Source organism: Nitratifractor salsuginis DSM 16511 (genome assembly GCF_000186245.1).
GTDB lineage: Bacteria > Campylobacterota > Campylobacteria > Campylobacterales > Sulfurovaceae > Nitratifractor > Nitratifractor salsuginis.
Map to the genome: position 1 here is coordinate 704,521 of NC_014935.1, position 22,423 is coordinate 726,943.

At 50.0% G+C, this 22,423-nt stretch carries 22 protein-coding genes; all 22 read left to right on the forward strand.

The features are described from left to right. The first annotated feature begins 39 nt into the window (after positions 1–39). Positions 40–762: a Nif3-like dinuclear metal center hexameric protein gene (locus NITSA_RS03545; RefSeq protein ID WP_013553659.1), complete on the forward strand. Its 723-nt coding sequence runs from the start codon at positions 40–42 to the stop codon at positions 760–762. Positions 763–810: 48 nt separating this feature from the next. Beyond that, positions 811–1,536: a zinc ribbon domain-containing protein gene (locus NITSA_RS03550; RefSeq protein ID WP_013553660.1), complete on the forward strand. Its 726-nt coding sequence runs from the start codon at positions 811–813 to the stop codon at positions 1,534–1,536. 7 nt (positions 1,537–1,543) lie between these two features. Further along, a complete protein-coding gene (waaA, locus tag NITSA_RS03555; protein ID WP_013553661.1) occupies positions 1,544–2,710 on the forward strand; it encodes a lipid IV(A) 3-deoxy-D-manno-octulosonic acid transferase in 1,167 nt (388 codons plus the stop codon). After that, positions 2,700–2,996 carry a DUF167 domain-containing protein gene (locus tag NITSA_RS03560; protein ID WP_013553662.1) on the forward strand — a complete coding sequence of 99 codons (297 nt, stop codon included), beginning with the start codon at positions 2,700–2,702 and terminating at the stop codon, positions 2,994–2,996. The genes waaA and NITSA_RS03560 overlap by 11 nt, the downstream gene beginning before the upstream one ends. Before the next feature lie 103 nt (positions 2,997–3,099). Beyond that, entirely contained in the window at positions 3,100–3,831 is a 732-nt protein-coding gene (locus tag NITSA_RS03565) for an RluA family pseudouridine synthase (RefSeq protein ID WP_013553663.1), read from the forward strand. 178 nt (positions 3,832–4,009) lie between these two features. Next, on the forward strand, positions 4,010–5,365 hold the full coding sequence (ffh, locus tag NITSA_RS03570; protein ID WP_013553664.1) for a signal recognition particle protein: 1,356 nt from the start codon (positions 4,010–4,012) through the stop codon (positions 5,363–5,365). A 72-nt stretch (positions 5,366–5,437) separates the two neighbouring features. Beyond that, complete coding sequence (locus NITSA_RS03575) at positions 5,438–6,160, forward strand: F0F1 ATP synthase subunit A (protein ID WP_013553665.1); 723 nt, start codon at positions 5,438–5,440, stop codon at positions 6,158–6,160. A 61-nt stretch (positions 6,161–6,221) separates the two neighbouring features. Continuing rightward, positions 6,222–6,458, forward strand: a complete 237-nt coding sequence (locus tag NITSA_RS03580; RefSeq protein WP_148224930.1) for a hypothetical protein — start codon at positions 6,222–6,224, stop codon at positions 6,456–6,458. Next, positions 6,455–6,997, forward strand: coding sequence for a thiamine phosphate synthase (locus NITSA_RS03585; RefSeq protein ID WP_013553667.1), 543 nt, complete (start codon positions 6,455–6,457; stop codon positions 6,995–6,997). Before NITSA_RS03580 ends, NITSA_RS03585 begins: the two co-directional genes overlap by 4 nt. Before the next feature lie 247 nt (positions 6,998–7,244). Next, complete coding sequence (gene gatB / locus NITSA_RS03590; RefSeq protein ID WP_013553668.1) at positions 7,245–8,678, forward strand: Asp-tRNA(Asn)/Glu-tRNA(Gln) amidotransferase subunit GatB; 1,434 nt, start codon at positions 7,245–7,247, stop codon at positions 8,676–8,678. Then, entirely contained in the window at positions 8,675–10,255 is a 1,581-nt protein-coding gene (locus tag NITSA_RS03595) for a potassium channel protein (RefSeq protein ID WP_013553669.1), read from the forward strand. The genes gatB and NITSA_RS03595 overlap by 4 nt, the downstream gene beginning before the upstream one ends. After that, the gene (locus tag NITSA_RS03600; RefSeq protein ID WP_013553670.1) at positions 10,243–10,965 is read left to right on the forward strand and encodes a potassium channel family protein; all 723 of its coding nucleotides are present in this window, start codon (positions 10,243–10,245) and stop codon (positions 10,963–10,965) included. The genes NITSA_RS03595 and NITSA_RS03600 overlap by 13 nt, the downstream gene beginning before the upstream one ends. Beyond that, positions 10,962–11,852, forward strand: coding sequence for an NAD(P)H-dependent glycerol-3-phosphate dehydrogenase (locus tag NITSA_RS03605; protein ID WP_013553671.1), 891 nt, complete (start codon positions 10,962–10,964; stop codon positions 11,850–11,852). The genes NITSA_RS03600 and NITSA_RS03605 overlap by 4 nt, the downstream gene beginning before the upstream one ends. A gap of 78 nt (positions 11,853–11,930) precedes the next feature. After that, a complete protein-coding gene (gene glyS, locus NITSA_RS03610) occupies positions 11,931–13,985 on the forward strand; it encodes a glycine--tRNA ligase subunit beta (RefSeq protein WP_013553672.1) in 2,055 nt (684 codons plus the stop codon). Then, on the forward strand, positions 13,982–14,890 hold the full coding sequence (gene era / locus NITSA_RS03615) for a GTPase Era (RefSeq protein ID WP_013553673.1): 909 nt from the start codon (positions 13,982–13,984) through the stop codon (positions 14,888–14,890). Before glyS ends, era begins: the two co-directional genes overlap by 4 nt. Before the next feature lie 98 nt (positions 14,891–14,988). After that, positions 14,989–16,512, forward strand: coding sequence for a DNA topoisomerase IV subunit A family protein (locus NITSA_RS03620; protein ID WP_013553674.1), 1,524 nt, complete (start codon positions 14,989–14,991; stop codon positions 16,510–16,512). After that, positions 16,509–17,162, forward strand: a complete 654-nt coding sequence (gene pilO, locus NITSA_RS03625; RefSeq protein ID WP_013553675.1) for a type 4a pilus biogenesis protein PilO — start codon at positions 16,509–16,511, stop codon at positions 17,160–17,162. The genes NITSA_RS03620 and pilO overlap by 4 nt, the downstream gene beginning before the upstream one ends. A 74-nt stretch (positions 17,163–17,236) precedes the next feature. Further along, positions 17,237–17,569 carry a hypothetical protein gene (locus tag NITSA_RS03630; RefSeq protein WP_148224931.1) on the forward strand — a complete coding sequence of 111 codons (333 nt, stop codon included), beginning with the start codon at positions 17,237–17,239 and terminating at the stop codon, positions 17,567–17,569. Between the two features lie 5 nt (positions 17,570–17,574). Further along, the gene (gene mshL, locus NITSA_RS03635) at positions 17,575–19,110 is read left to right on the forward strand and encodes a pilus (MSHA type) biogenesis protein MshL (protein WP_013553677.1); all 1,536 of its coding nucleotides are present in this window, start codon (positions 17,575–17,577) and stop codon (positions 19,108–19,110) included. Continuing rightward, a complete protein-coding gene (locus NITSA_RS03640) occupies positions 19,107–19,919 on the forward strand; it encodes an ATP-binding protein (protein WP_013553678.1) in 813 nt (270 codons plus the stop codon). Before mshL ends, NITSA_RS03640 begins: the two co-directional genes overlap by 4 nt. Then, positions 19,912–20,622: a tetratricopeptide repeat protein gene (locus tag NITSA_RS03645; RefSeq protein WP_013553679.1), complete on the forward strand. Its 711-nt coding sequence runs from the start codon at positions 19,912–19,914 to the stop codon at positions 20,620–20,622. Before NITSA_RS03640 ends, NITSA_RS03645 begins: the two co-directional genes overlap by 8 nt. A gap of 43 nt (positions 20,623–20,665) precedes the next feature. Next, a complete protein-coding gene (locus NITSA_RS03650; protein WP_013553680.1) occupies positions 20,666–22,423 on the forward strand; it encodes a GspE/PulE family protein in 1,758 nt (585 codons plus the stop codon).

Genomic DNA, 22,423 nt, shown 5'->3' on the forward strand with positions numbered 1-22,423 from the left:
TAGATTTTGGATTATGGATTTTGAATTGGAAGCGGTTTTATGAAAATTCGTGACATTCTCGACTATCTGAATGAACTGAGTCCTCTGGAACTCCAGGAGAAATGGGACAACAGCGGCCTGATCGTCGGGCATCCGGAGCGCAGCGTCGAAGAGGTCGTGGTTTCCCTGGATCTGGATGATGCAATGATCGATTCGGCCCCGGAGAGGGCGCTTTTTGTCGTACACCATCCCCTGATCTTCGGGAAATTGACGGATCTCGATTTTCGCCGTTATCCCGCCGATCTGATCGAGAAGCTTATCCGCAAAGGGCAGTCGCTCATCGCGATGCATACCAATTTCGACCAGACCCATCTCAACCGCTATGTATTTACCGAGGTTCTGGGCCTGGAGCCAGAGCGGGAAGAGCCCTTTTTGTGTGAAGCGCGGGTGGATTGGAGCCTGGAGGAGCTGCAGGGGCGCTTGCGGGAAGCCTTCGGCCTGAAGGTGCTGCGGATGGTCGCCCCCAGAGAGCGAATCGGCTCGGTGGCCCTCTGTACCGGGTCCGGAGCTTCGCTGATGGACCGGGTGGAGGCCGAATGTTTCCTGACCGGCGATATCAAATACCACGATGCGATGAAAGCGATGAGCCAGGGGCTGATGATGGTGGATATCGGCCATTGGGAGAGCGAACGTTTTTTCGCCGAACTTATGGCGGTACAATTGAAAACTCTGCCGATTTCGGTTATAATCTCGCCATCGAAAAATCCGTTCACCCTCGCGTGAGCGTAGAGCGGAATCCACTGCAGAACCTCCCATCCAAAAGGATAACCATTGAACCAACATCTCAAAGAGCTGATCGAACTCTCCCGTATCGACAACGAGCTTGATCGTTTTGCCCCTCAGATCGAAGCGGCACAGAAAAAAGTCGCCAAAGAGGAGAAAAAGGTCGAAGCGGTCCAAAACGAGATCGACACCCTCCGCCAGCAGATCCAGGAGAGCCGGGACAAGATCGCCAGCTATGAAGAGCAGATCAGCGCCCTGAGCCAGCAACTCCAGGATATTCAGAAAAAGGGAAAGGATATCTCCACCGAAAAGGAGATGAAAGCCCTTCAGATCGAAGAGGAGATTGCCAAGGAGAAGCTCACCTTCGCCAACGAGGAGATCGAGCGCCTCAATAAGGTGATCGAGACCAAAAGCGCCCTGCTCGAAGAGAAAGAGGCGGAACTGGCCCAGCTGAGTGAAGAGCTCGAATCGGTCAAAGCCGACGTCGATCAGGAGCTTCAAGCGATCGAGAAGGAGAAGGAAGGGCTCTACAAAGCCCGTGAAGAGATCATCCGCAAGATGGATCAGAAGATCCTCTCCTTCTATGAGAAGATCCGCAAATGGGCCGGTAACAGCGCCGTGGTTCCCGTGCGCAAGCAGGCGTGCTATGGCTGCTACCTCAAGATCAGCGACAAGACCTACTCCGACGTGATCCGCGGCGAAGAGATCGTCACCTGCCCCCACTGCGGACGGATTCTCTACCTGGAAGAGGTGGAGGCGGCCCCCGAGGCCTGATGCGGCCTTGTTCACCTGCTGCTATACGCTGCTGAGCGCCATTCTCTGGCTCGCGGCACTCCCTTTTTTACTTCTTTTCTCCTTCAAAAAGAAATACCGACGATCGATCCCCGCCCGCTTTTTTCTCTGGAAAAACCCGCCTCTGCGGGAAGGGGGGATCTGGTTTCACGTCTGCAGCTTCGGTGAAGCGAGGGGCGTAGCCCCTCTGGTGGAGCGCTTCGCTCCCGAGCTGCGCCGGATGAGTGCGACGACCCAGACCGGGTTTGAGAGCATCGCCTCCCTGGCGCCGGAGCAGAGCCGTTATTTGCCCTTCGAACCGCTGCTCTGGCTCTGGGTCAAGCCCCAGAAAGCCTTGGTGGTGATGGAGGCGGAGCTCTGGTATCTCCTCTTTACCGTGGCCAAGAGGCGGGGTGCGCCTACCTTTTTGATCAATGCCCGCATCAGCGACCGCTCCTGGCCCGGCTATCGGCGTTTTGCCTGGTTCTACCGCCGTATCTTCGCCCGCATCGACCGCATCTTCGCTCAGAGTGAAAAGGACAGGGAACGTCTGGAAGCTCTGGGGGCACGCAATGTGGAGGTGACCGGCAACATCAAACTGGCCCAGAGGCCGCAGCCGACAAGGCAGCTTCCCAAGCCCGAAGGCTACCTGGTCTGCGCCGCCAGTACCCACGAAGGGGAGGAGGGGGCGGTTCTGGAAGCTTTCAGGGAGCTCAAAGCCCTGCGCCCCGAGGCGAAATTGCTCGTCGTTCCCCGTCATCCGGAGCGTTTCGACAAGGTATGGCGGATGATGGAATCCTTCGCTAAGCTCCAGGCGTGGCAGGCGCGACGCTTCAGCCAGGGAGAATCCCTGGAGGCCGATCTGATCCTGATGGATCGGATGGGGGAGCTGATCAACTGTTACGCCATCAGCGATCTGGTGGTCCTGGGCGGGGCCTTCGAACCCATCGGAGGGCACAACGCCGTCGAAGCGGCCCAATTCGGTATGCCGATCATCAGCGGGCCCCACTATTTCAATCAGGAAGAGCTATTCGCCGGGATCGAAGGGATCACGATCGCTCCCAAAGAAGAGCTGGCTGAAGTTCTGCGCTACCCCAAACTCCTGGAGCCGACCCGCCTCAAAGTCCGAGGGGATGCTCTGGAGCGTATCGAAAAGGAGATCCGAAATGTTTTATGAGATCAGAGGAGAGCTTGCCTCCCTCAAAATCAAAGCCCAGCCCGGCGCCAGCCGCAGCGAATTCGCCGGGCTTTACGGTGATGAAGCGATCAAAGTGCGTATCGCCGCGGCGGCGGTGGAAGGAGCGGCCAACAAGGAGTTGGTCAAGTTCCTTTCCAAAGCCTTCAAAGTGCCTAAAAGTTCCATCCGTTTCAAAAGCGGGGAGACGGCGAAGATCAAGGTGGTGGAATTTCCTTATTCTGAGAAATTCAAAGAATTTCTCGAAAAATTAGAAGATAGAAATTAGAAATGAGAAATTTTGGTTTGCGTTGCTTGGCAACGCTTTTACTTGCGACGTGAGGGGCGAAGCCCTGTGCTCGCGACTTGCGACTAATATTTGAAGGATTTTTATGGAAAAAGCGTATAAACTTTTGGCGGCTCAGGAGGGGATCTCCAACAAAAAAGCCAAGGAACTCATCGATCGGGGCCTGGTCTATGTGGGGGATCAAAAGGTCCGTATCGCCCGGGCGGAGATGCCCGAAGAGACGAAGTTCCGTATCGAGGAGCCGGCGGATGTGAAGATCATCTATCAGGATGAGCAGGTGGTGGCGGTCAACAAACCGGCCTTTATCGACAGTTACGAAATCGAAGAGGCGATCGAGGGGGCGCAGCTGCTTCATCGTCTCGACCGGGATACCAGCGGGGTCTTGCTGCTTGCCAGGGATGAAGCCTTCGCCAAAAAGGCGATCGAGGCCTTTCGTCAGCGGAAAGTGCACAAAGAGTATGTCGCCTGGGTTGAGGGGGTCGTCGTGGAGCCCTTCGAGATCGATCTGCCCATCCACACGATCAAAAAAGGCAAGGCCTTCTCCAAGATCGATAAAAAACTGGGTAAACCGGCTCTGACGAAGGTCTGGCCCGATGAGGTCCAGGGCAAAAAGTCCAAAGTCCGCATCGAGATCGAGACGGGCCGGACCCATCAGATCCGGGTTCACCTGGCTCACGTCGGCCATCCCATCGTAGGCGACGAACAATACGGCAGCCCCACCCGGGCCAAACGCCCGCTGCTGCACGCCAAGAAGATCACTCTACTGGGACGAAGCTACGAAGCGCCGGAACCGAAGGACATTCAACGCTATAAATAGCGTTGGATTGAAGATTGAAGATGGAGGATTGAGGATGTTGGTAAGCGTTGCTTTGCAACGCTGTTTTTTATATTCGTCGCCGTAGGCGACACCTTGTTATACCAACGACCAACAACTGACGACTAACGACTAATTTCGCTAAAATCTCAACAACTATTTGACGAACGGGGAAAGAAAGATGTTCGATACATTGACCGACAGTTTCAAAAACGCCATCGGGAAGATCCGATTTCACGATGATGAGAAGGCGCTGAAGAAAGCACTGGCGGAGCTGAAGAAAGCACTGCTCAAGTCCGATGTCCACCACAAGGTGGTCAAAGAGCTTATCGTCACCGTCGAAAAAGAGACGAAGGCCGCCGGTATCGGCAAAGAGAGCTTTATGAAGGCCTTGCAGGATGAGCTGGTGCGGATCCTGACCGCCAAGGGCAATCAAGGATTTGTTTTCGCCTCGCGGCCTCCGACGGTGGTGCTGATGACGGGTCTGCAGGGATCGGGTAAGACCACCACGACCGGCAAGCTGGCCTATATGCTCAAAGAGCAGAAGAAGAAAAAGGTCCTCATCGCCGCGGCGGACCTCCAGCGTCTGGCGGCGGTGGAGCAGCTGCGTCAGATTGCCGAGCAGATCGGGGTGGATCTGGTGGCCGACGAGAATGCTACGCCCGACGAAGTAGTCAAGCGGGCGCTTAAAAAGGCGGAAGATGAGCTTTATGACGTTGTGCTGATCGATACCGCCGGTCGCCTGGCCATCGACGAGGAGCTGATGGAGGAACTGGCGCGGATCCGGGATCTGGCTCAGCCCGACGAGATCTTCTACGTCGCCGATGCGATGACCGGGATGGATGCGGTGCGCACTGCCCAGACTTTCAAGGACAAGATCGGCATTACCGGGGTGATCCTGAGCAAATTCGATGCCGACAGCAAAGGGGGCGTCGCCCTGGGGATCGCCCATCAAGTGGGTGTGCCCCTGCGCTTCATCGGTAGCGGGGAAAAGATGCCCGATCTAGAGCCCTTCATCCCCGAGCGGATCACCTCCCGCCTGATGGGGGCCGGGGATATCGAGGGATTGGCGGAGAAGACTGCCGCCGTGATCGACGAGAAGACCGCCAAGCGGGTAACCCAGAAGATCAAAAAAGGGAAGTTCAACTTCAACGATTTCCTGGAGCAGATGGAGCAGATGAAGAAACTGGGTTCTATGAAATCCCTGATCGGGATGATCCCCGGTATGGGCAATATGGCCAAACAGTTGGGGGATTTGGATCTGGAGAATTCCAAAGAGGTCAAACACATCAAAGCGATGATCTCCTCCATGACCCCCAAGGAGCGGGAGAATCCCGATCTGCTCAACAACAGCCGCAAGCGCCGGATCGCCCAGGGGGCGGGGCTGAGCCAGATGGAAGTGAACCGGGTGATCAAACAGTTCAAAAATGCGGCGAAGATGGCCAAGAAGCTCTCGGGCAAGGGCGGGATGAAACAGATGCAGGATCTGATGAAGCAGATGCAGGGAGGGGGAGGCTTCCCCGGAATGCCCCGCTGAGGCTCTTTTTTGAGCCCTGACTAAGCTAAAGCTCGATATAATCACGGCAAATTAACTCAAAAAGGGAAGCGAATGGAAGGTGTATTTACCTTTATCGGTGCGATCTTGGGCGAAGGAAGCGGACAGGTGGTCGGACACCTGCTCCTGGTTGCGATCATCATTATGTGGCTGGCGTTCAAAGCGGTCAGCAATCTTAAAGCCGTTCCCGACGGGACCCAGAATGTCATGGAAGCCTATCTGGGCGGTGTCATCGCGATGGGCAAGGATGTCATCGGAGAAGAACTGTCTCGGAAATATCTCCCCCTTGTCGCTACCATCGGCCTGTTCGTTCTGGTTTGTAACCTGATCGGAATCATTCCCGGTTTCGAGTCTCCCACCAACAACATCAACGTCACCTTGCCTCTGGCGCTGGTTGTTTTCATCTATTACAACTACGAGGGGATCAAAAAGCAGGGTGTCGTTCACTATTTCGCCCACTTTGCAGGACCGGTCAAGGCTCTCTCGCCTCTGATGTTCCCTATCGAAGTCGTCTCCCATATCTCCCGGATCGTTTCGCTCTCCTTCCGTCTTTTCGGTAACATCAAAGGAGATGATCTTTTCCTCTGGGTCCTGTTGATGCTGGTCCCTTGGATCGTGCCTCTGCCCGGCTTTCTTCTGCTGACCTTCTCGGCTCTGTTGCAGACTTTCGTCTTCATGATCCTGACCTACGTCTACCTGGCCGGTGCCGTAGCCTTGGAGGAGGAGCATCCCGAAAAAGCTCCCGAGCCGGTTGTCGATACCTTGGGTGCCGTTTAAGGTTCCCTCACCCCTTATGCGCCTCAAATCCCGAACTCTTTCTTTTCTCATCAATTTTCTTTTGGGTACTTTCTGGGCCGTAGCGGTCCTGGGTGCTCTTGCCGCTTTTTTTCGCCATATCGATGTGGGGTTCTTCTATGCTCTGGCAGGTATGATCGTCTGGGCGATTCCTGGGCTCTTCGGTGTGCTTTTGATGGAGGTTTTCCTGGCTGCTTTTGAACGGACCGAAGAGCTTCGCCATCAGACCCGCCTCCTCAAAGAGATCAAACAGCGCCTCGATTCCCGTTCGGATCGATGATCCTCTACGCCATTACCGACCCTTCCATCCTCTCTTTCGAGACCCTTTCCTCTGACCTTCATCGCATAAAAGCACGTGGTGCTTCGATGATCCTTTACAGAGATAAAAAAACCGCCGAGTACGAAAAACGGGCCGAAAGATTCGTTGAAGCGGCAAAAGAGGCCGGTTTCGGGAAGATCATCCTCCATAACACACCGCAACTGGCGCTTCGATTGGGTGCCTGGGGAGTCCACTGCTCTTCCGACGCATATGGGCTGATTTCCGAGGGGAAGCGACTGGGATTGAAAACGGTGGCGAGCACTCATTCCCTGGAGGAGATAAAGAAAGCGGAAGAAGCGGGAGCGGATATGGTGACCCTCAGCCCCCTTTTTGTCTCTCCCGGGAAAGGAAAGCCTCTGGGAGAAAAGGGCTTCACCCGAATAGTTCAGGAGGCGAAGGTTCCCATGATTGCACTGGGAGGAATCACCGATAAAGAGAAGATCCGTCGTGCCATGAGCTGTGGTGCATCGGGAATCGCTTCGATTCGTTATTTTGCGTAAATGAGAAAGTGAAAGGGTCAGAATATTTATATCGTTAAACAAGCATCCCGGATTTTATAGCTTTCCAAAATGTTTGCCGTAGAGCTCAAGCGTATCCGAATCGATACCTAAGAACATCAGGCCCTAGAAAAAAATCTATAACCGGCTTAATGACAGATAGAATGGAGTCTTAGAGCTGACGGGGTTAAAACGGTATAGGATATAATATCCCTCTTATCAAAACCTGACCTCAAAGGACAGAATAAATATGTTTGAAACCGTTATAGGCCTGGAAGTTCATGTCCAGCTCAATACCCGATCCAAGATCTTTTGCTCTTGTCCCACCAGCTTCGCGGAGCATCAGAACAAAAACACTTGCCCGGTTTGCCTGGGCTTGCCCGGTGCACTGCCGGTGCTCAACAAAGAAGCGGTGAAGAAGGCGATGAGCTTTGGTTTTGCCGTCAACGCCACCGTCAATCGCCGCTCCATCTTCAACCGCAAGAGCTACTTCTATCCCGACAGCCCCAAAGCGTATCAGATCAGTCAATTCGATGTTCCCATCGTACAGGATGGAGAGCTCTTTATCGAAGATAAAAAGGGGGAGCGTAAGCGGATCGGCATTACCCGGGCCCACCTGGAAGCCGATGCCGGCAAGAGCCTCCACGAAGGGTCGATCTCCAAGGTCGACCTGAACCGGGCTGATACTCCGCTGCTGGAGATCGTCAGTGAACCCGACCTACGCTCCAGTGACGAAGCGGTCGCCTATCTACGCAAGCTCCATGCCATCGTCCGCTATCTCGATATCAGCGATGCCAATATGCAGGAGGGTTCTTTCCGCTGCGATGTCAATGTCTCGATCCGTCCCAAGGGGCGTGAAGAGTTCGGGACCCGAGTGGAGATCAAGAACCTCAACTCTTTCCGTTTCATCAAGCAAGCCATCGAATATGAGGTGGAGCGCCAGATCGAAGCCTGGGAAGATGGAGTCTATGACGAAGAAGTATGGCAGGAGACCCGGCTCTTCGATACCGAGGCGGGAGAGACCCGCTCCATGCGGGGCAAAGAGGACAGCGCCGACTACCGCTACTTCCCCGATCCCGATCTGCGTCCGGTCATCGTCACCGATGAGATGATGGAAGAGGCGAAGAAGATCCCCGAGCTACCCGATGAGAAAGTGGCCCGTTATGCCCAGGAGCTGGGGATCAAGCGGGAGGATGCTCTGGTCATTACCGCCGTCAAAGAGATGGCGGCCTATTTCGAGGCGATGATCGCGGCAGGGGCTCCTGCCAGAGCGGCGGTGACGTGGCTGACCAGTGAATTGCAGGGACGGCTCAACAAGGCAGGCCTCGAGATCCAGAATTCTCCGGTGAGCGCCGAGACGCTGGGGCAGGTCATCGCCCGGATCGAGGATGGGACCATCTCCGGCAAAGGGGCCAAAGAACTCCTGGATTATATGATGGAGAATGAAGAGCGGAATGTGGATGGACTCATCGAGAAGCTGGGCCTCAAACAGCTCAGTGACGACAGTGCCATTCTGGAGATGATCGATCAGGTGCTCGCCGCCAACAGTGACAAAGTCGAAGAGTACAGAGCCGGTAAGGAGAAGCTTCTGGGCTTCTTTGTCGGGCAAGTGATGAAAGCTTCCAAAGGTACCGCCAACCCGGGTAAAGTCAATCAACTGCTAAAAGAACGTCTCAGCTCATGAAGCTTGGCTTCCTGAAACAGCTTGAAGAGCGGATTCTTCGCTGGGCGATTACCCTTCACCGATCCCAACGCTATCAGCGCTGGCGCAAAAAGGTGACGGATCTGCTGGAAAATGAACACAACCCCTATAAAAAAACTTTCGACGGTTTTATCATTTTTCTTATTTTCAGCTCCGTCTTTATTCTGATTTATGAGGTTAAGCATCCCGTCCCGGTCTGGTTGGATTATTATGATATCTATTTTGTCTCTCTGGTCTTTTTGATCGAATATATTCTGCGTCTTTGGATCTCCAGCGACCTGACCGGAGATCTGGTCCATGAATACGAACAGGCGACCATCGTGGGAAGGGAGTATAAACTCTGGCCGGCACTGGCCCGGGCCCTGAAGAAGAAACTGGCCTATATGGTCACTCCCGCGGCGATCGTGGATCTGCTGGCGATTCTGCCGGCTTACCGCCCTCTGAGGGTTTTGCGGATTTTCGTACTCTTTCGTTTCCTCAAACTTCTACGTTATACGCGAAGTATCAATCAGTTCGTCGAAGTGCTGGCCACCAAACGCTTCGAACTGCTGACTCTACTCGGATTGCTCTTTTTTGTCACCTTCACGGGGGCCATCGCCATTTATGTCCTCGAAGATACCCACAATCCCAATATCAACAACATCTTCGATGCCATCTACTGGTCCCTGGTGACCATTACCACGGTCGGTTATGGAGACATCGCTCCCGTCTCGGACATGGGACGGGTGATCGCGATGATCATCATCCTCTTCGGGATTGCGATGATCTCCTTCGCCACCTCGGTGATCGTCTCGGCTTTTTCCGAAAAACTGGAGGAGCTCAAAGAGGAGCGGATTGTCGAAGAGGTCAACCGGAGCGACTCCTTTCTTATCATCTGCGGGTATGGGCAGATGACAAAGATGTTCTTCCGGCAATCAGAGGCCAAACAGTATCGCTATATCATTCTCGACAGGGATCCCGCCAGAGTGCAGGAGGCGTTGCACGACGGGTATGATGCTATCGTCGACGATGCCAGCCGCCACGCCACCCTTTCGCGATTCAATATCAAAGGGGCCGATGTGACGGTTCTGTGTATGTCCCACGACGATGTGGAGAATATCTACATCACCCTCAATGCCAAGAGCATTGACCCCAGGATCCGTGTCATCGCCCGGGCCAGTTCCCCCAAGATCGTCAGCAAATATGAACGGGCCGGGGCGGACCATGTGCTCCTACCCAATCAGGTGGCGGGGACGATGATGGTCACCGCGATCCTCAAGCCGGTTATGTATCGGGCGATCCACGCGATTTTCACCGGTCAGAATGTCGCTTTGCTGGATGAGGTGAAGATCCATTCCCACAGCAATCTGATCGGGGCAACACTGGGAAGCATCGATTTCAAAACTTACAAGCTGGTGCTGATCGGTGTGCACAAGGCCAAAGAAGAGCGCTTCATTTTCAATCCTGAAGACTCTGTGATCCTGGAAGAGGGGGATGTCCTGCTGGTGATGGGACATAAGGCAAACATCGCCTATTTTCTTGAGAGAAGTTGCACGGAAGGAAAACGATGCTTGAGTTAGGAGGATCGAAACGGGTCATTCTCTTCGGTTACGGCAAGTTCGGTGAGAGTATTGCCGATGCACTTTTGAAAAGTGAAGCGACCGTAACCCTGGTGGAGTCGGATGATGAGAAATACCAGAAAGCATTGAAAAAAGGCTTCGCGCGCTGCCTGCATCTGGACGTGACCGATGACGATGCCCTGGCGGATTTGCCTGTGGAGAATCGGGATCAACTGGTCTGTGTCATGGACGATGACCATTTGAACGTTTTCCTCGTCCTCTCCCTGCGGGCGCTCTATCCCGAAAACAGGATCCTGGCCCTCTCCGATTCGATCCATGCTACCCGCAAGCTCAAAAGGGCCGGAGCCGATCAGGTTATCGACCTCTATGCGGTCAGTGCCAACCGGATCCACAATATTCTCAGTAAACCGATTGCGACCCGATTCCTCGAGGGCTTTCTCGATACCAACCATGAATACAGTTTCCGGGAGATCGTGATCCCTGAGGGTTCGTTCCTCCACGGACACAGTCTGGATGAGGTGGACTTTCGGCGTTACAGAGTGATTTTCGTCGGAATGATAGACGTGGAGCTCGGGAACAGCTTTATCTTTGTTACGACGGGTCTAGAGCACAATCTCGATGCCGGGGACATCATCGTCTGTATCGGCCGTGATGACGATTTGGACCGTTTCGAAAAATTGATCAAGGAATCGGAGGAGCCCAAAGAATGAAACTGGCGATCATCGGTGCCGGCAAGTGGGGGCAGGCGCTTAACCATGCCTTTTCTCAGAAGAACGATGTGGTGATCACGTCGCGCCATCAACAAGATCTTCCCAATTTCGTCTCCGAGGAGGAGGCGCTTGAGCGGGAGTATCTGGTGCTGGTGATCCCGGCGCAGTCGATCCGGGGCTGGATGGAGGAGCACTTTGTGGATCGGGGGCAGAAGATTCTCGTGGCGGCCAAAGGGATCGAGATCTCGAGCGGAGCACTGCTCAATGAGGTTCTGGAATCTTTTCTTCCCGCCGATAGACTGGCTTATCTTTCAGGCCCCTCCTTCGCCGCGGAGGTGATGCGTTCACTCCCGACGGCTCTGGTGGCCAGTTCCCTCAACCGCCAGCTGGCCGAAAGCTATGTGGAAGCCTTCCCGGATTTCATCAAAGGGTATGTGGACGATGACATCGCCGGAGCGGAAGTAGGCGGCGCTTACAAAAATGTCATCGCTATCGCCTCGGGAGTCTGCGACGGTCTGGAGTTGGGCAACAATGCCAGGGCGGCTCTGATCTCCCGGGGGTTGGTGGAGATGGCCCGATTCGGCATCCATTACGGTGCACGGGCGGAGACTTTTCTCTCCCTGGGAGGGGCGGGGGATCTCTTTTTGACTGCGAGCAGCAAACTCTCCCGCAACTACCGTGTGGGCCTGGGCCTGGCGGTAGGGAAAAAGCGGGAGGAGATCCTCCAGGAGCTGGGCGAAGTAGCCGAGGGAGTGCCGACGGCTCAGGCGCTCCATCGCCTCGCCCAAAAAGAGAAGCTCTACCTTCCCATCGCCCGGGAGGTTTACGCTATGCTTTATGAAGAGAAATCCCCCCAAACGAGCCTCGAGGACCTTCTTCGGCGCTGAGCTGCCTTCCTTTCACCCCTTTTTCGATAAAATCATCTTATCATTTTCCCGCGAAGTCGGGCAGCAAGGAAGCGTCACGTGAGTACACAACCCCTATTGATCGAAATCGGAGTGGAGGAGCTGCCCGCTCTTCCACTGCTCAAGATACTTGACCGGATCGAAGCCTCCTGGAAGAAGGTCCTTCAAGAGCATCAACTCTCCTCGGACTTCAGCTTCGATTACACCCCCAGACGGCTGGTCCTGCGTCACAATGCTATACCCCTGGCCCAGGAAGATCGGGTAGAGGAGCTGGTAGGCCCCCCGGTGGAGATCGCGATCAAAGAGGGCAAGCCTACCCCTGCAGGAGAAGGATTCGCCCGGAAGTGCGGTGTCGCTTTCGAACAACTCGACCGTACGCATAAGGGAAACCGGGAAGTGCTCTATTATCGGAGGGAAGTTCCCGGATCCCAGACTCGGGATCTGCTGCCGGAGATGATCCGGGAGTGGGTCGCTTCGATGAACTTCGGCAAGATGATGCGCTGGGGTGATCGGCACGATGAGTTCATCCGTCCGGTTCGCTGGCTTCAGGTACGTCTGGGGCAAGAGTCGGTGCCTGCGGAGCTCTTCGGTGTCGCCTCCGGGACTCGGACCTTTGTCCACCGTATGGTGAGCTTCGACCCGGTAGAGGTTCCGGATCCTGCAAAATTCGAAGAGATCCTGCAAAAGGGAGAGGTGACACTCCGCGCCGATGAGCGCCGCCGAAGCATCCTGGAGGATTTCGATACCATCGAAGCGGAGAGCGGCTTGAAGATCGAACGCGACGGTGCCCTTCTCGATGAGGTCGTAGCGATCACGGAGCATCCCAAAGCGCTTCTTGGGACCTTTGACGAGAAGTTCCTGGAGCTTCCCCCCGAAGTGATCATGACCTCGATGAAAGAGCATCAGCGCTACTTTCCAGTTTTTGACGGGGAGGGGAGACTCTCCAACCACTTCGTCGTTGTGAGCAATGCGGTGACGGAAAATTACTCCCAGGTGATCGCCGGAAACGAACGGGTTTTGCGCCCCCGCCTGGAAGATGCCCTCTTCTTCTACCGCAACGACCTCAAACGGGGACTCAGTATCGAAGGCTTGGAGAAGATCCAATTCATCGACGGCCTGGGAACTCTCAAGGACAAGGTGGATCGAGAACGCAACATCGCACTGCGGCTTGCAGGGATCTATATGGATAAGTTGGAGCAGGAGACAGGCCGTAGCGCTCTGGAGATCGAGGAGCTGATGGATCGGGCGGTAACTCTGGCCAAAGCCGACCTGCTGACGGAGATGGTTTACGAGTTTACCGAGCTGCAGGGGCTGATGGGTTACTACTATGCCAAAGCGCTTGGAGAAGACCCCCTGGTCTGCACGGCGATCAAAGAGCAGTATCGCCCCGAAGGGGAGGGGGCAGAGCTTCCCTCAACGATCTTTTCGTCGATCCTGGCGATGGCGATCAAGCTCGATACTCTGTTGGGGCTTTTCAGCGTGGGCAAGATCCCTACTGGTTCCAAGGACCCCTTCGCTCTGCGCCGGGCGGTCAACGGTATCATCCGAATCGTGACCCGTTACGATCTAAGCTTTGACATTCCCAAGATGATGGAACTTCTAGCTGATCAATACGCTCCTTTCGATGAAGAGAAGCTCGAATCCTTCATCCTGGAGCGGATTTACAAATCCCTCAAAGCCAACCCCTCCATCATTGCCGCCGTTTTGGCGACGGGGGAGCGAGACGTCAACGAGATCGCCAAGAAAGTGGCTGCGCTGCGGGCGATCCTGGAGCAGGAGGGGGCACGGGAACTCTTCACTACCTTCAAACGGGTCGCCAACATCTCTGCGGAGGTGGATCTCGATGGAGTGCTCGAGGTCGATCCGGAGCTTTTCGAGGCCGAAGAGGAGCGAAAGCTCTGGGAAGCCTTCCGTCGGACCCGAGAACGTGAGTATGGCGATTATCAAGAGGAACTTCAAGCCCTCTTCGCCCTGAAACCGCTGCTCGATGCCTTCTTCGATTCGGTGCTGGTCAATGCCGAGGAAGAGAAGCTACGCCTCAACCGGCAGGCGATGGTCGCATCTATCTATAAAACCTTCCTCAATATCGCCGATTTGAAAGAGATCTCCGTATGAATCAAGAACAGAATCACGAGCAGCCTATGAAGGCGGGTTTCGTCGCCGTAGTCGGACGTCCCAATGCCGGCAAGAGCACCCTGCTCAATCATTTGGTAGGGGAAAAACTTGCGATGGTCTCCAAAAAGGCCCAGGCGACCCGCAAACGGATGAACATTATCGTTATGCACGACAATGCCCAGATCATCTTTGTCGATACTCCGGGTTTGCACGAGAAGGAGAAACTCCTCAATAAGTTCATGTTGGAAGAGGCCCTCAAAGCCATCGGTGATGCGGATCTAATCCTCTTCATCGCTCCGGTGAGTGATTCTACGGCGGAGTATGAGCGCTTTTTGAAGCGGATCGAGAAAAAGAAGACGCCTCATATCGTTGTGTTGAGCAAGATCGATCAGGCTTCCAATGAGAAAATCCTGTCCAAAATCGCCGAATATCAAAAGTTTCAGGAGCACTTTGTCGCGCTGATCCCCTATTCGGTCAAGAAAAATATCGGCCGAGAGGAGCTTCTCGACGAAATCGTCAAGCATTTGCCCGAGCACCCCTGGCTCTTCGATCCCGAGATCCTCACGACCGAAAACATTCGGGACATCTACCGGGAACTGATCCGTGAAGCCCTGTTCGAGAAACTCAGCGATGAGATCCCCTATGAAAGCGATGTCGTGATCGATCGCATCGAAGAGGAAGAGTTAATCGACCGTGTCTACGCCACTATCGTCACTGAAAAAGAGACCCAGAAGCGTATGATTATCGGCAACAGAGCTGAAAGTATCAAACGGGTAGGGGCCTATGCCCGAAAGTTGATGGAAGAGTTTTCAGGGAAAAAGATTTATTTGGATTTGCACGTAGTTGTTCGCAAAGGATGGAGCAAAAACAAAAAGAGTTTGGAAGAGATTGGGTATGTTTTTTGATCGATTGGTCTTTTCCACAGTATAAATAGAAAGTTAATAAGGTTATTTTAATATTATAACATATACAATCAGGGTAAGGGAACGGAAGGAAAAGCACGATGGGAAAGAATAAAGAGAAATCGTTTCAGTCCATAGTGACGATCGATAACTACAATCATCGCTCCTATATCTTCAAATCGGATGTGATGCGTCCGCTGGAGAAGTTGCAGTTTAAAAGCCACAACTACTATACAACCTTCATCGCCAACAAAGATCTGATTATTGCGCCGTTATCCATCAGCCGGAACATCGAGGATGAGGATGTTCCCGGCGCTTTGGAAGACAAAGCGTACGATGAGTTAGGTTTGGATCCGGCGACAGAATATCTTTTTCAATATCAAGAAATTGCAGGCGATGGCGAAGGCCGGGTTTTTCAGGTTTTTATTCTCGAGCGTGTTCGATATGAGGAGCTTTTTGAGAATTTGCGCCAAACGATCAAATATGTTGATTTGATCGTCCCGGCACCACTGCTTTATCAATCATTATACGATCGCAATCTGCTTGAAAATAAAAAAGTTCATTGTTTTCTCTATTTTACCCATTACGATACAACACTGACCTTCTATCGGAATGGAGAGTACCTCTATAGCAAGTCGGTACAGTATTCGCTTAAACAGATTTATGACCGTTATTGTGAAATTGCTGGAAAAACAGTTGATGAGAAACAATTCTTCCGTATTTTCCAAAAAGAAGGCGTAAAAACCACTCATTTGGAGTTTCAACAGAATCTGAGTAAGCTCTTCAATGAAATTTTCATTACCATCAACGATATCGTTATTTATACGAAGCGTGCCTATAAAGTCGATGTGATCGATGTTATGTATATCGGTAGTGAATTGGGGCCGATCAGTGGGGTTGATGAGTATGCTCAGAATTACTTGGGACTATACTCAAGGCCTTTTCTTTTCGATTTCAAGGTTAAAAGTGATGAATGGTATGTAGATCAATATCATTATATGCTTGCCGATACGGCCAAAAGATATTTGGAAGATCCGGAAAGCATCGTCAACTTCACTCAAAATCCACGTCCTCCGGTATTCTATAAACGTGCGAGTGGGCAATTTATCCTGAGCCTTATTGCAGGAATCCTTTTGGCATCGGCTTATCCCGTCTATTATTTGGTGGGATCCTATATTCTTGATCTCAAAAATTATCAGTTGACCAAAGAAGAGAAGCAGTTGGATACCGAAGTTTCGAAATACAAAGCGATTCTCGGTAAGAAAAAGGCTGAAATGAAACACCTGGATAGTCAGATTGCCCAACTCAAGAGAATCTATGAAGGAAAAGAGAGAACACTGATTTCGGTTTACAATAAAAAGGTAAATTACCGTCTCAAGTCCAATCAGTTGGCTGCTTTGGCTGAAGAGCTTTCAAAATATGGATTGAATAGTGACGAAATGATGAGTCACAACGATCGTTTTGCCGTATCCCTTATTGCCAACAGTGATCGAAATATCACCAGTTTGGTGAAGGACGTAACGAATAAATATGCATCCGAAATCAAAAGGATCGACATAGAGCATATATCCGCAGATGAAAACAGTTCACTCTATAGAGGAGTGCTAAAGGTGGATTTCAAATGAGCTATTTACAAGACAAAATGGAGGAAATGGATCAATACTTTTCCAAAAAAAGCGAAACGGAGAAGTGGTTGATTATTCTAGTTATCGCCAGTGTTATCGGTTATATAGTCTATCTTGAACTAATTCCCTATGCTGTGGATCGATACAAATTCAGCCTTCTTACCCAGAAGAAACTCAAGAAGAAAATTGCCGAGGAAAAAACCTATTTGCATTCGATTACTGTCAATGGAGACAGGAATTTTTATATCAAGAAGTTCGATAGAGAGATTGCTCAGAAGAAAAAAGCGATCAAGAATTATAAAGAGAGGATTGCTTTGCTGGACAAAAGTTTCCAAAAACTCTCCGAAGTTCTCTTCAATCGTCACAATTGGTCGATTTTTCTCGATTCAATTACAAAAAGAGCCCACGCAAATGGCGTGAAAATTTTGGATTTGACCAATCAGTACATTAATGATAAGAAAAACTTTGGTCATGTTTTGGAGATGGGAATCAAATGTGAAGGGAAGTTTCAAAGTATTATGTCTTTCATCAATGACTTGGAACAGAACAAACTCGTAACCGATGTATACAGCACTGATCTACAAGTCGATCCAGAATCCAAAGAGATTGTGGCAGATCTCAATGTATCCGTCTGGGGAGTCAATAGATGAAAAGTATAATAATGACCATTTTAATACTTTGCTATCCTCTCTACGCTGAACTCACTGTTAAGAGGATCGATGCCATGGTCGAGCAGATTCAGGGGAAGCGTCAGAGCAAGGTCAAGGTAGATTTTGAGAAAGTCGTTTCACCTTTTGCTTCATTTGTTCAAGAAGATGTCAATGCCACTCCAATTCTAAAACCGGTTCGTCAAGAAGCTAAGTTTAGCCTTGATGCAATTGTGAACGACAAAGCTTTAATCAACAATCATTGGGTGAGAGTCGGAGATGTGCTTGAAGGATATAGAGTAGAAAGCATAGCGGAGGATCACGTGGTGCTGAAAAAAGCCAACCGGAGTGTGGAGGTTTTCCTTCCCAAGCCGAAAAAAATTCTACAATTCCAAATCACCGAGGGGTAAAAGAGATGATCACGAAAATATTAAGAAATTCTTTTTTGGCATTTATGCTTTCAGGGATCTTTGTGAATGTCGTGTCTGCAAAAGGGTGTATGGACAAGTTGTTTACCGTTACTATTAATAATAGTCTCAGCATTGCAGATGCAATAGACAACCTGGCCGAAACTTGTGGATTGACAGTTGTGGTTAAAGATGCAGGAGCCCGACAACGGTTAAATAAGAAACTTTATTATGTAAAGCTGAATAACGCTTCATTAAAAAGTTTCTTGGACACGTTATTGAAGGATAATGATCTGAGTTATACTCTTAAAGGAAACAAACTCTCAATATCCTATCTTGTTACACGTACATTCAAAGTGCATTATGTTACAGGACAGAGGAAGGGGACAAGTAATGCCAATGTTCAAGTTGCAGGTGGCAACTCAAATATTGATTCGAACGATAAGACACCTGGTGGATCTACGATTTCCATAGAAACAAATCAAGAGTTTCAATTCTGGTCGACAGTGAAAAATGAAATACACCATATCTTGAATACTGCAGGAGATGGAAGTGTTCATTTTACGAAGGTGGGCGATGAGTGGATTGGGCCGGATGGTCAAAAATGGGAATATAATCCTCTGGAGCCGGTGGTCAATCCTGAAGCCGGAATGATTACCGTAACAGGTACTGCCCGACAGGTTGAGAGAGTCAGTCGTTATCTCGCAGCCCTTACACATCAACTTAAGACCGAAGTAATGATCGATGTCCGTATTATCGATGTAAGAATAAACAATAATCACTCTTACGGTATCGATTGGAATAAAATTTTTAATACTTCGATAAGATTTACCGGAGATGTCACTCACGGAACTACAAATTCCGTTACTCATAACGTCTCTCTTAAAGACGGAAGTGATATTGGTGACTACTTGCCTGGTGGCGGTATCAGCTTTACCTTCAGTGGTGATTTGACCGAAGTTTTGAAATTCCTCAAGACCCAGGGAGATGTAACCGTTGTTTCGAGTCCTCGTGTTATGACCCTAAACAACCAACCGGCTATGATCAGTGTCGGTCAAGAGATTTATTATAAATTGACAACCACAAATAAAGTGGGAGGTTCAGATACGGCAACTTCAGAAAACGAAGAAGTAAAATCGGTTTTTGCCGGTATTCTACTGGATATTACTCCGGAGGTTGATGAACGTGGAATGATCACTTTGAAAATCAATCCATCCATTACTGCACTGGCTAATGAAGAGGATGCCAAGAATCTGCAAGGTGTACGGACTATGCCCCCGGATATCAAAAGAAGACAGATAGCATCTGTTATCAAGATAAAAGATGGTGACCATGCTATATTGGGTGGATTGATCACAAGAGGGCATGGAACCAAAGAAGAGGGCCTTCCTGTTTTGGAAAATATACCCATTTTGGGATATGCTTTTAAAAAGGAACAGAAAATCGATTATACGGATGAACTGGTGCTGATCATCACACCTCACATCATACGCAATAATAGAAATGTTACCTTGAAAGATCTTGGTTATAGAAATCTGAGATGAAGCATAGGTTTGAAGAAGCAAAAAAAGTATTCATCGATGAGGTTGTGGCAGATGAATATATAGAGTTGGAGAGCAGCACGAAGGCTTATCTTCAACTGGAACAAAGTTTGAATAAATCTTCGAAACTCGTTCTTCTCTTTGGCGAACCGGGAACGGGCAAAACGATGCTTCTTTCCCGACTTTACTCGCAACTCAAGCATCAGATGGACCTTCATCTCATCGATACGCCTTCCGGTACACGTCGAGAATTCTACGAAAAGCTTTTTTATATTTTCACCGGCCAAAGGATGCCATCCGGTTCGACGATCAATTTGGAAACTTTTGTCGAATATGCAAAAAAGGTCAAAGAAGATCGTCGTGTTATCATTTTACTGGATGAAGCACAGATGTATCCTACGGAGATGTTGGAAGAGGTACGTATTCTTTCAGATACGGGAAGTATCAAATTTGTTATCTCATTACATAAAACTGTCGATGAAGATGTCATTGCCAGAAAACATTTTCAATCGAGAATATGGGAGACGATTGAGTTGAAAAACGCTGATCGAGACGAGTTGCGGGCCTATATTTACAAAAGGTTGATCAAACATAACCAAATGGCACTTGCCGACCAATTCAAGGATCGCCATTTCAAGTTGATCCATCGGCTGACGAAGGGGAATTTCCGGGAATGCAATAAGCTGCTATATACTACGTTTGATATCGCCGATTATTACGATCGTCACAATCCCAAAAAAATCCCGCATAATCAGCTACCAATGAAAATTATTGAGATGGCGGCAATCAGGTCAGGATTGATCGATGTATGATATTGAATCATTGGAACGTAAATGGCAGAAATACCGTCGTAAGCGAATGATCAGAATCGCTGGATGGAGTTTATTGATCATTGTTATTACAACGGCTCCTATGGCTATTTATTACTACAGTATTAATACCGAACACGCTGTCAGCAATGGTCCCAAAGTTTCCAATAAGAGCATTGAGGTTTCAGCCGGGGTGTCAAATACAGTGAATAAAAATAAAAAGACTACCTCTGCTCCATCTCCAAAACAACAGGCGATTTTGGCAAATGCGTCTGTTGAATCACAGGCGAAAAAAACTCATACCAATATGCTGATCCAAGTCAGTGATAAAAGTGGAAAGGTTGAAAAAAATGTTGGTATTCCTTCCAAAAAGAAAATAAATTTAGAAGTCCATGATGCCAAGAGTACTCAAGTCATTAAAGAGATTGAAGCCCGATTTCCCTATACTAGAGAATATGACGATACGATTTATTTAGCGAAATATTATTACAGTAAGCACCAGTATCGCAAAGCTGAAAAATGGGCGATGCAGGCAAATACGATCGACAGCACTCAGGAAGAGAGTTGGATCCTCTATGCGAAATCGAAAGCCAAGCAGGGGCATCGTGCTGCAGCATTACGTATTTTGCAGGCTTATTATGATCAAACAGGCTCATTACATGTTAAGATGGTCATTGACGATATTAGAAAAGGTAGAGAATTTTGAAAAGCCGTTTCTATAGAAAAATGCACGGAGAGAGGAAAATATCATGGAAAATATGATGGCTAAACTTACCGAGCAGTTAATTAGAGACGGTATTGTATCGAAAGGGGATGTCGCCAAACTTGTTCGTCGCAGGCCTCCTCTGAAAATTACGTTGGCAAATATGATCAGTGAAAATGTCATTGATCTGCAGAGACTAGAAGAGTATGTGGCAAGAAAAGTTCGTACGGGAGATATCTCCTTTTTTCAGCTCAGAGCTCTGGAAGATGAAGGATTGAAAATTGAACCTATCATCCGACGGGTTGCCGAGGAACTTCACGTCCAATACGTCGATCTCGATGAAAAAGAGATCGACGTAGAGCTTTTCAGTAGAGTCCCTTATAACCAGCTTTTGCGTTACCACGCTATCCCGGTAGAAGAGAATGATTTGGGGATATTGATCGTCTTTGAAGATCCCCTGGATATGGGGGCTCAGGATGCATTGCAGAGACTCTTTCCAAGAAAGCCGATTCAGGTAGGGACATCACTTCCCCGAAAGATTGAAGAGGTCCTCCAGCGTATGGAGGTAAGTGAAAGCCTCAAGGAATATATCGATGAGATCCGTCGCGATCTGAAAGATGGGGGCGGGGAGAAGGAAGAGGGAGAATCTCCAGCCGTTCTCAAGTTGATCGATCTTATCTTCAAAAATGCCGTAATCAATCGGGCCAGCGATATTCATATTGAAGCGACAGAGAAAAGCTGTGTTGTCCGGGACCGTATTGACGGGATGCTCACGCAATCCTTCATTTTCGATAAAGATATCTTTAGCCCTCTAGCTTCCCGAATCAAACTATTGGCGAATCTTGACATCGCTGAAAAAAGAAAACCGCAGGATGGAAGGATCACCACCCAGGTATCTGGGCGGGAATTTGATTTCCGGGTTTCGACACTGCCCACACTCTTGGGGGAGTCTATCGTCCTGAGGATCCTGGATAAAAGCAAAGTCCTTGTCAAACTTGAAGAGGCGGGGATGAGTGAATTCTGCTATAACCGTTTCACGGAAGCCATCAAGGTTCCCTATGGAATCGTTTTGGTGACTGGACCTACCGGAAGTGGTAAAACGACGACACTTTACGGTGCATTGAATGCTATTAAGGATGTCAAAGACAAGATCATTACGGTCGAAGATCCGGTGGAATATCAGATGCCGGGGATTCAGCAGGTCCAGGTCAATCCTCATGCCGGATTGACTTTTGCCTCGGCTCTTCGCTCTATTTTGCGGCAGGACCCGGACAAGATTATGATCGGTGAGATCCGGGATACCGAGACACTGCGGATTGCCATTCAGGCGGCACTCACGGGCCACCTCGTTCTTTCGACCCTTCACACTAATGATGCCATCAGCGCCGTAACCCGTATTATTGATATGGGAATTGAAAGTTATCTGGTCAGTGGAGCTTTGGTCGCAATCCAGGCACAACGATTGGTGCGGAAAATTTGTCCTTATTGTAAAACGACAGAAGTGCTGACTCCTCATGTTATGGAAGAGATCCGTCCTTATATTAAAACAGATCGTCCTGTTTTCTATCATGGAGCGGGTTGCAAAGAGTGTAACAATACCGGTTATCTCGGACGGGAGATGATCTCTGAAGTTCTGCCGATCAGTGATAAACTCTCACGGATGATCGCAGCCAATGCCTCCAAAGAGCAATTGACGGAACAGGCAATGAAGGAAGGATTTATTACTATGTTCGAAGATGGGATCAATAAGGCATTGGCCGGTGAGACAACGGTGGCCGAGATCTTCAGGGTAGCGAGGTTGTGA

Coding starts and splice junctions, on each gene's coding strand:
- mshL (WP_013553677.1), top strand. CDS start 17,575: ATGATCACGAAAATATTAAGAAATTCTTTTTTGGCATTTATGCTTTCA.
- NITSA_RS03600 (WP_013553670.1), top strand. CDS start 10,243: ATGCTTGAGTTAGGAGGATCGAAACGGGTCATTCTCTTCGGTTACGGC.
- NITSA_RS03640 (WP_013553678.1), top strand. CDS start 19,107: ATGAAGCATAGGTTTGAAGAAGCAAAAAAAGTATTCATCGATGAGGTT.
- NITSA_RS03585 (WP_013553667.1), top strand. CDS start 6,455: ATGATCCTCTACGCCATTACCGACCCTTCCATCCTCTCTTTCGAGACC.
- gatB (WP_013553668.1), top strand. CDS start 7,245: ATGTTTGAAACCGTTATAGGCCTGGAAGTTCATGTCCAGCTCAATACC.
- ffh (WP_013553664.1), top strand. CDS start 4,010: ATGTTCGATACATTGACCGACAGTTTCAAAAACGCCATCGGGAAGATC.
- NITSA_RS03605 (WP_013553671.1), top strand. CDS start 10,962: ATGAAACTGGCGATCATCGGTGCCGGCAAGTGGGGGCAGGCGCTTAAC.
- NITSA_RS03560 (WP_013553662.1), top strand. CDS start 2,700: ATGTTTTATGAGATCAGAGGAGAGCTTGCCTCCCTCAAAATCAAAGCC.
- pilO (WP_013553675.1), top strand. CDS start 16,509: ATGAGCTATTTACAAGACAAAATGGAGGAAATGGATCAATACTTTTCC.
- NITSA_RS03545 (WP_013553659.1), top strand. CDS start 40: ATGAAAATTCGTGACATTCTCGACTATCTGAATGAACTGAGTCCTCTG.
- NITSA_RS03620 (WP_013553674.1), top strand. CDS start 14,989: ATGGGAAAGAATAAAGAGAAATCGTTTCAGTCCATAGTGACGATCGAT.
- NITSA_RS03645 (WP_013553679.1), top strand. CDS start 19,912: ATGTATGATATTGAATCATTGGAACGTAAATGGCAGAAATACCGTCGT.
- NITSA_RS03575 (WP_013553665.1), top strand. CDS start 5,438: ATGGAAGGTGTATTTACCTTTATCGGTGCGATCTTGGGCGAAGGAAGC.
- NITSA_RS03630 (WP_148224931.1), top strand. CDS start 17,237: ATGGTCGAGCAGATTCAGGGGAAGCGTCAGAGCAAGGTCAAGGTAGAT.
- NITSA_RS03650 (WP_013553680.1), top strand. CDS start 20,666: ATGGAAAATATGATGGCTAAACTTACCGAGCAGTTAATTAGAGACGGT.
- NITSA_RS03565 (WP_013553663.1), top strand. CDS start 3,100: ATGGAAAAAGCGTATAAACTTTTGGCGGCTCAGGAGGGGATCTCCAAC.
- era (WP_013553673.1), top strand. CDS start 13,982: ATGAATCAAGAACAGAATCACGAGCAGCCTATGAAGGCGGGTTTCGTC.
- NITSA_RS03595 (WP_013553669.1), top strand. CDS start 8,675: ATGAAGCTTGGCTTCCTGAAACAGCTTGAAGAGCGGATTCTTCGCTGG.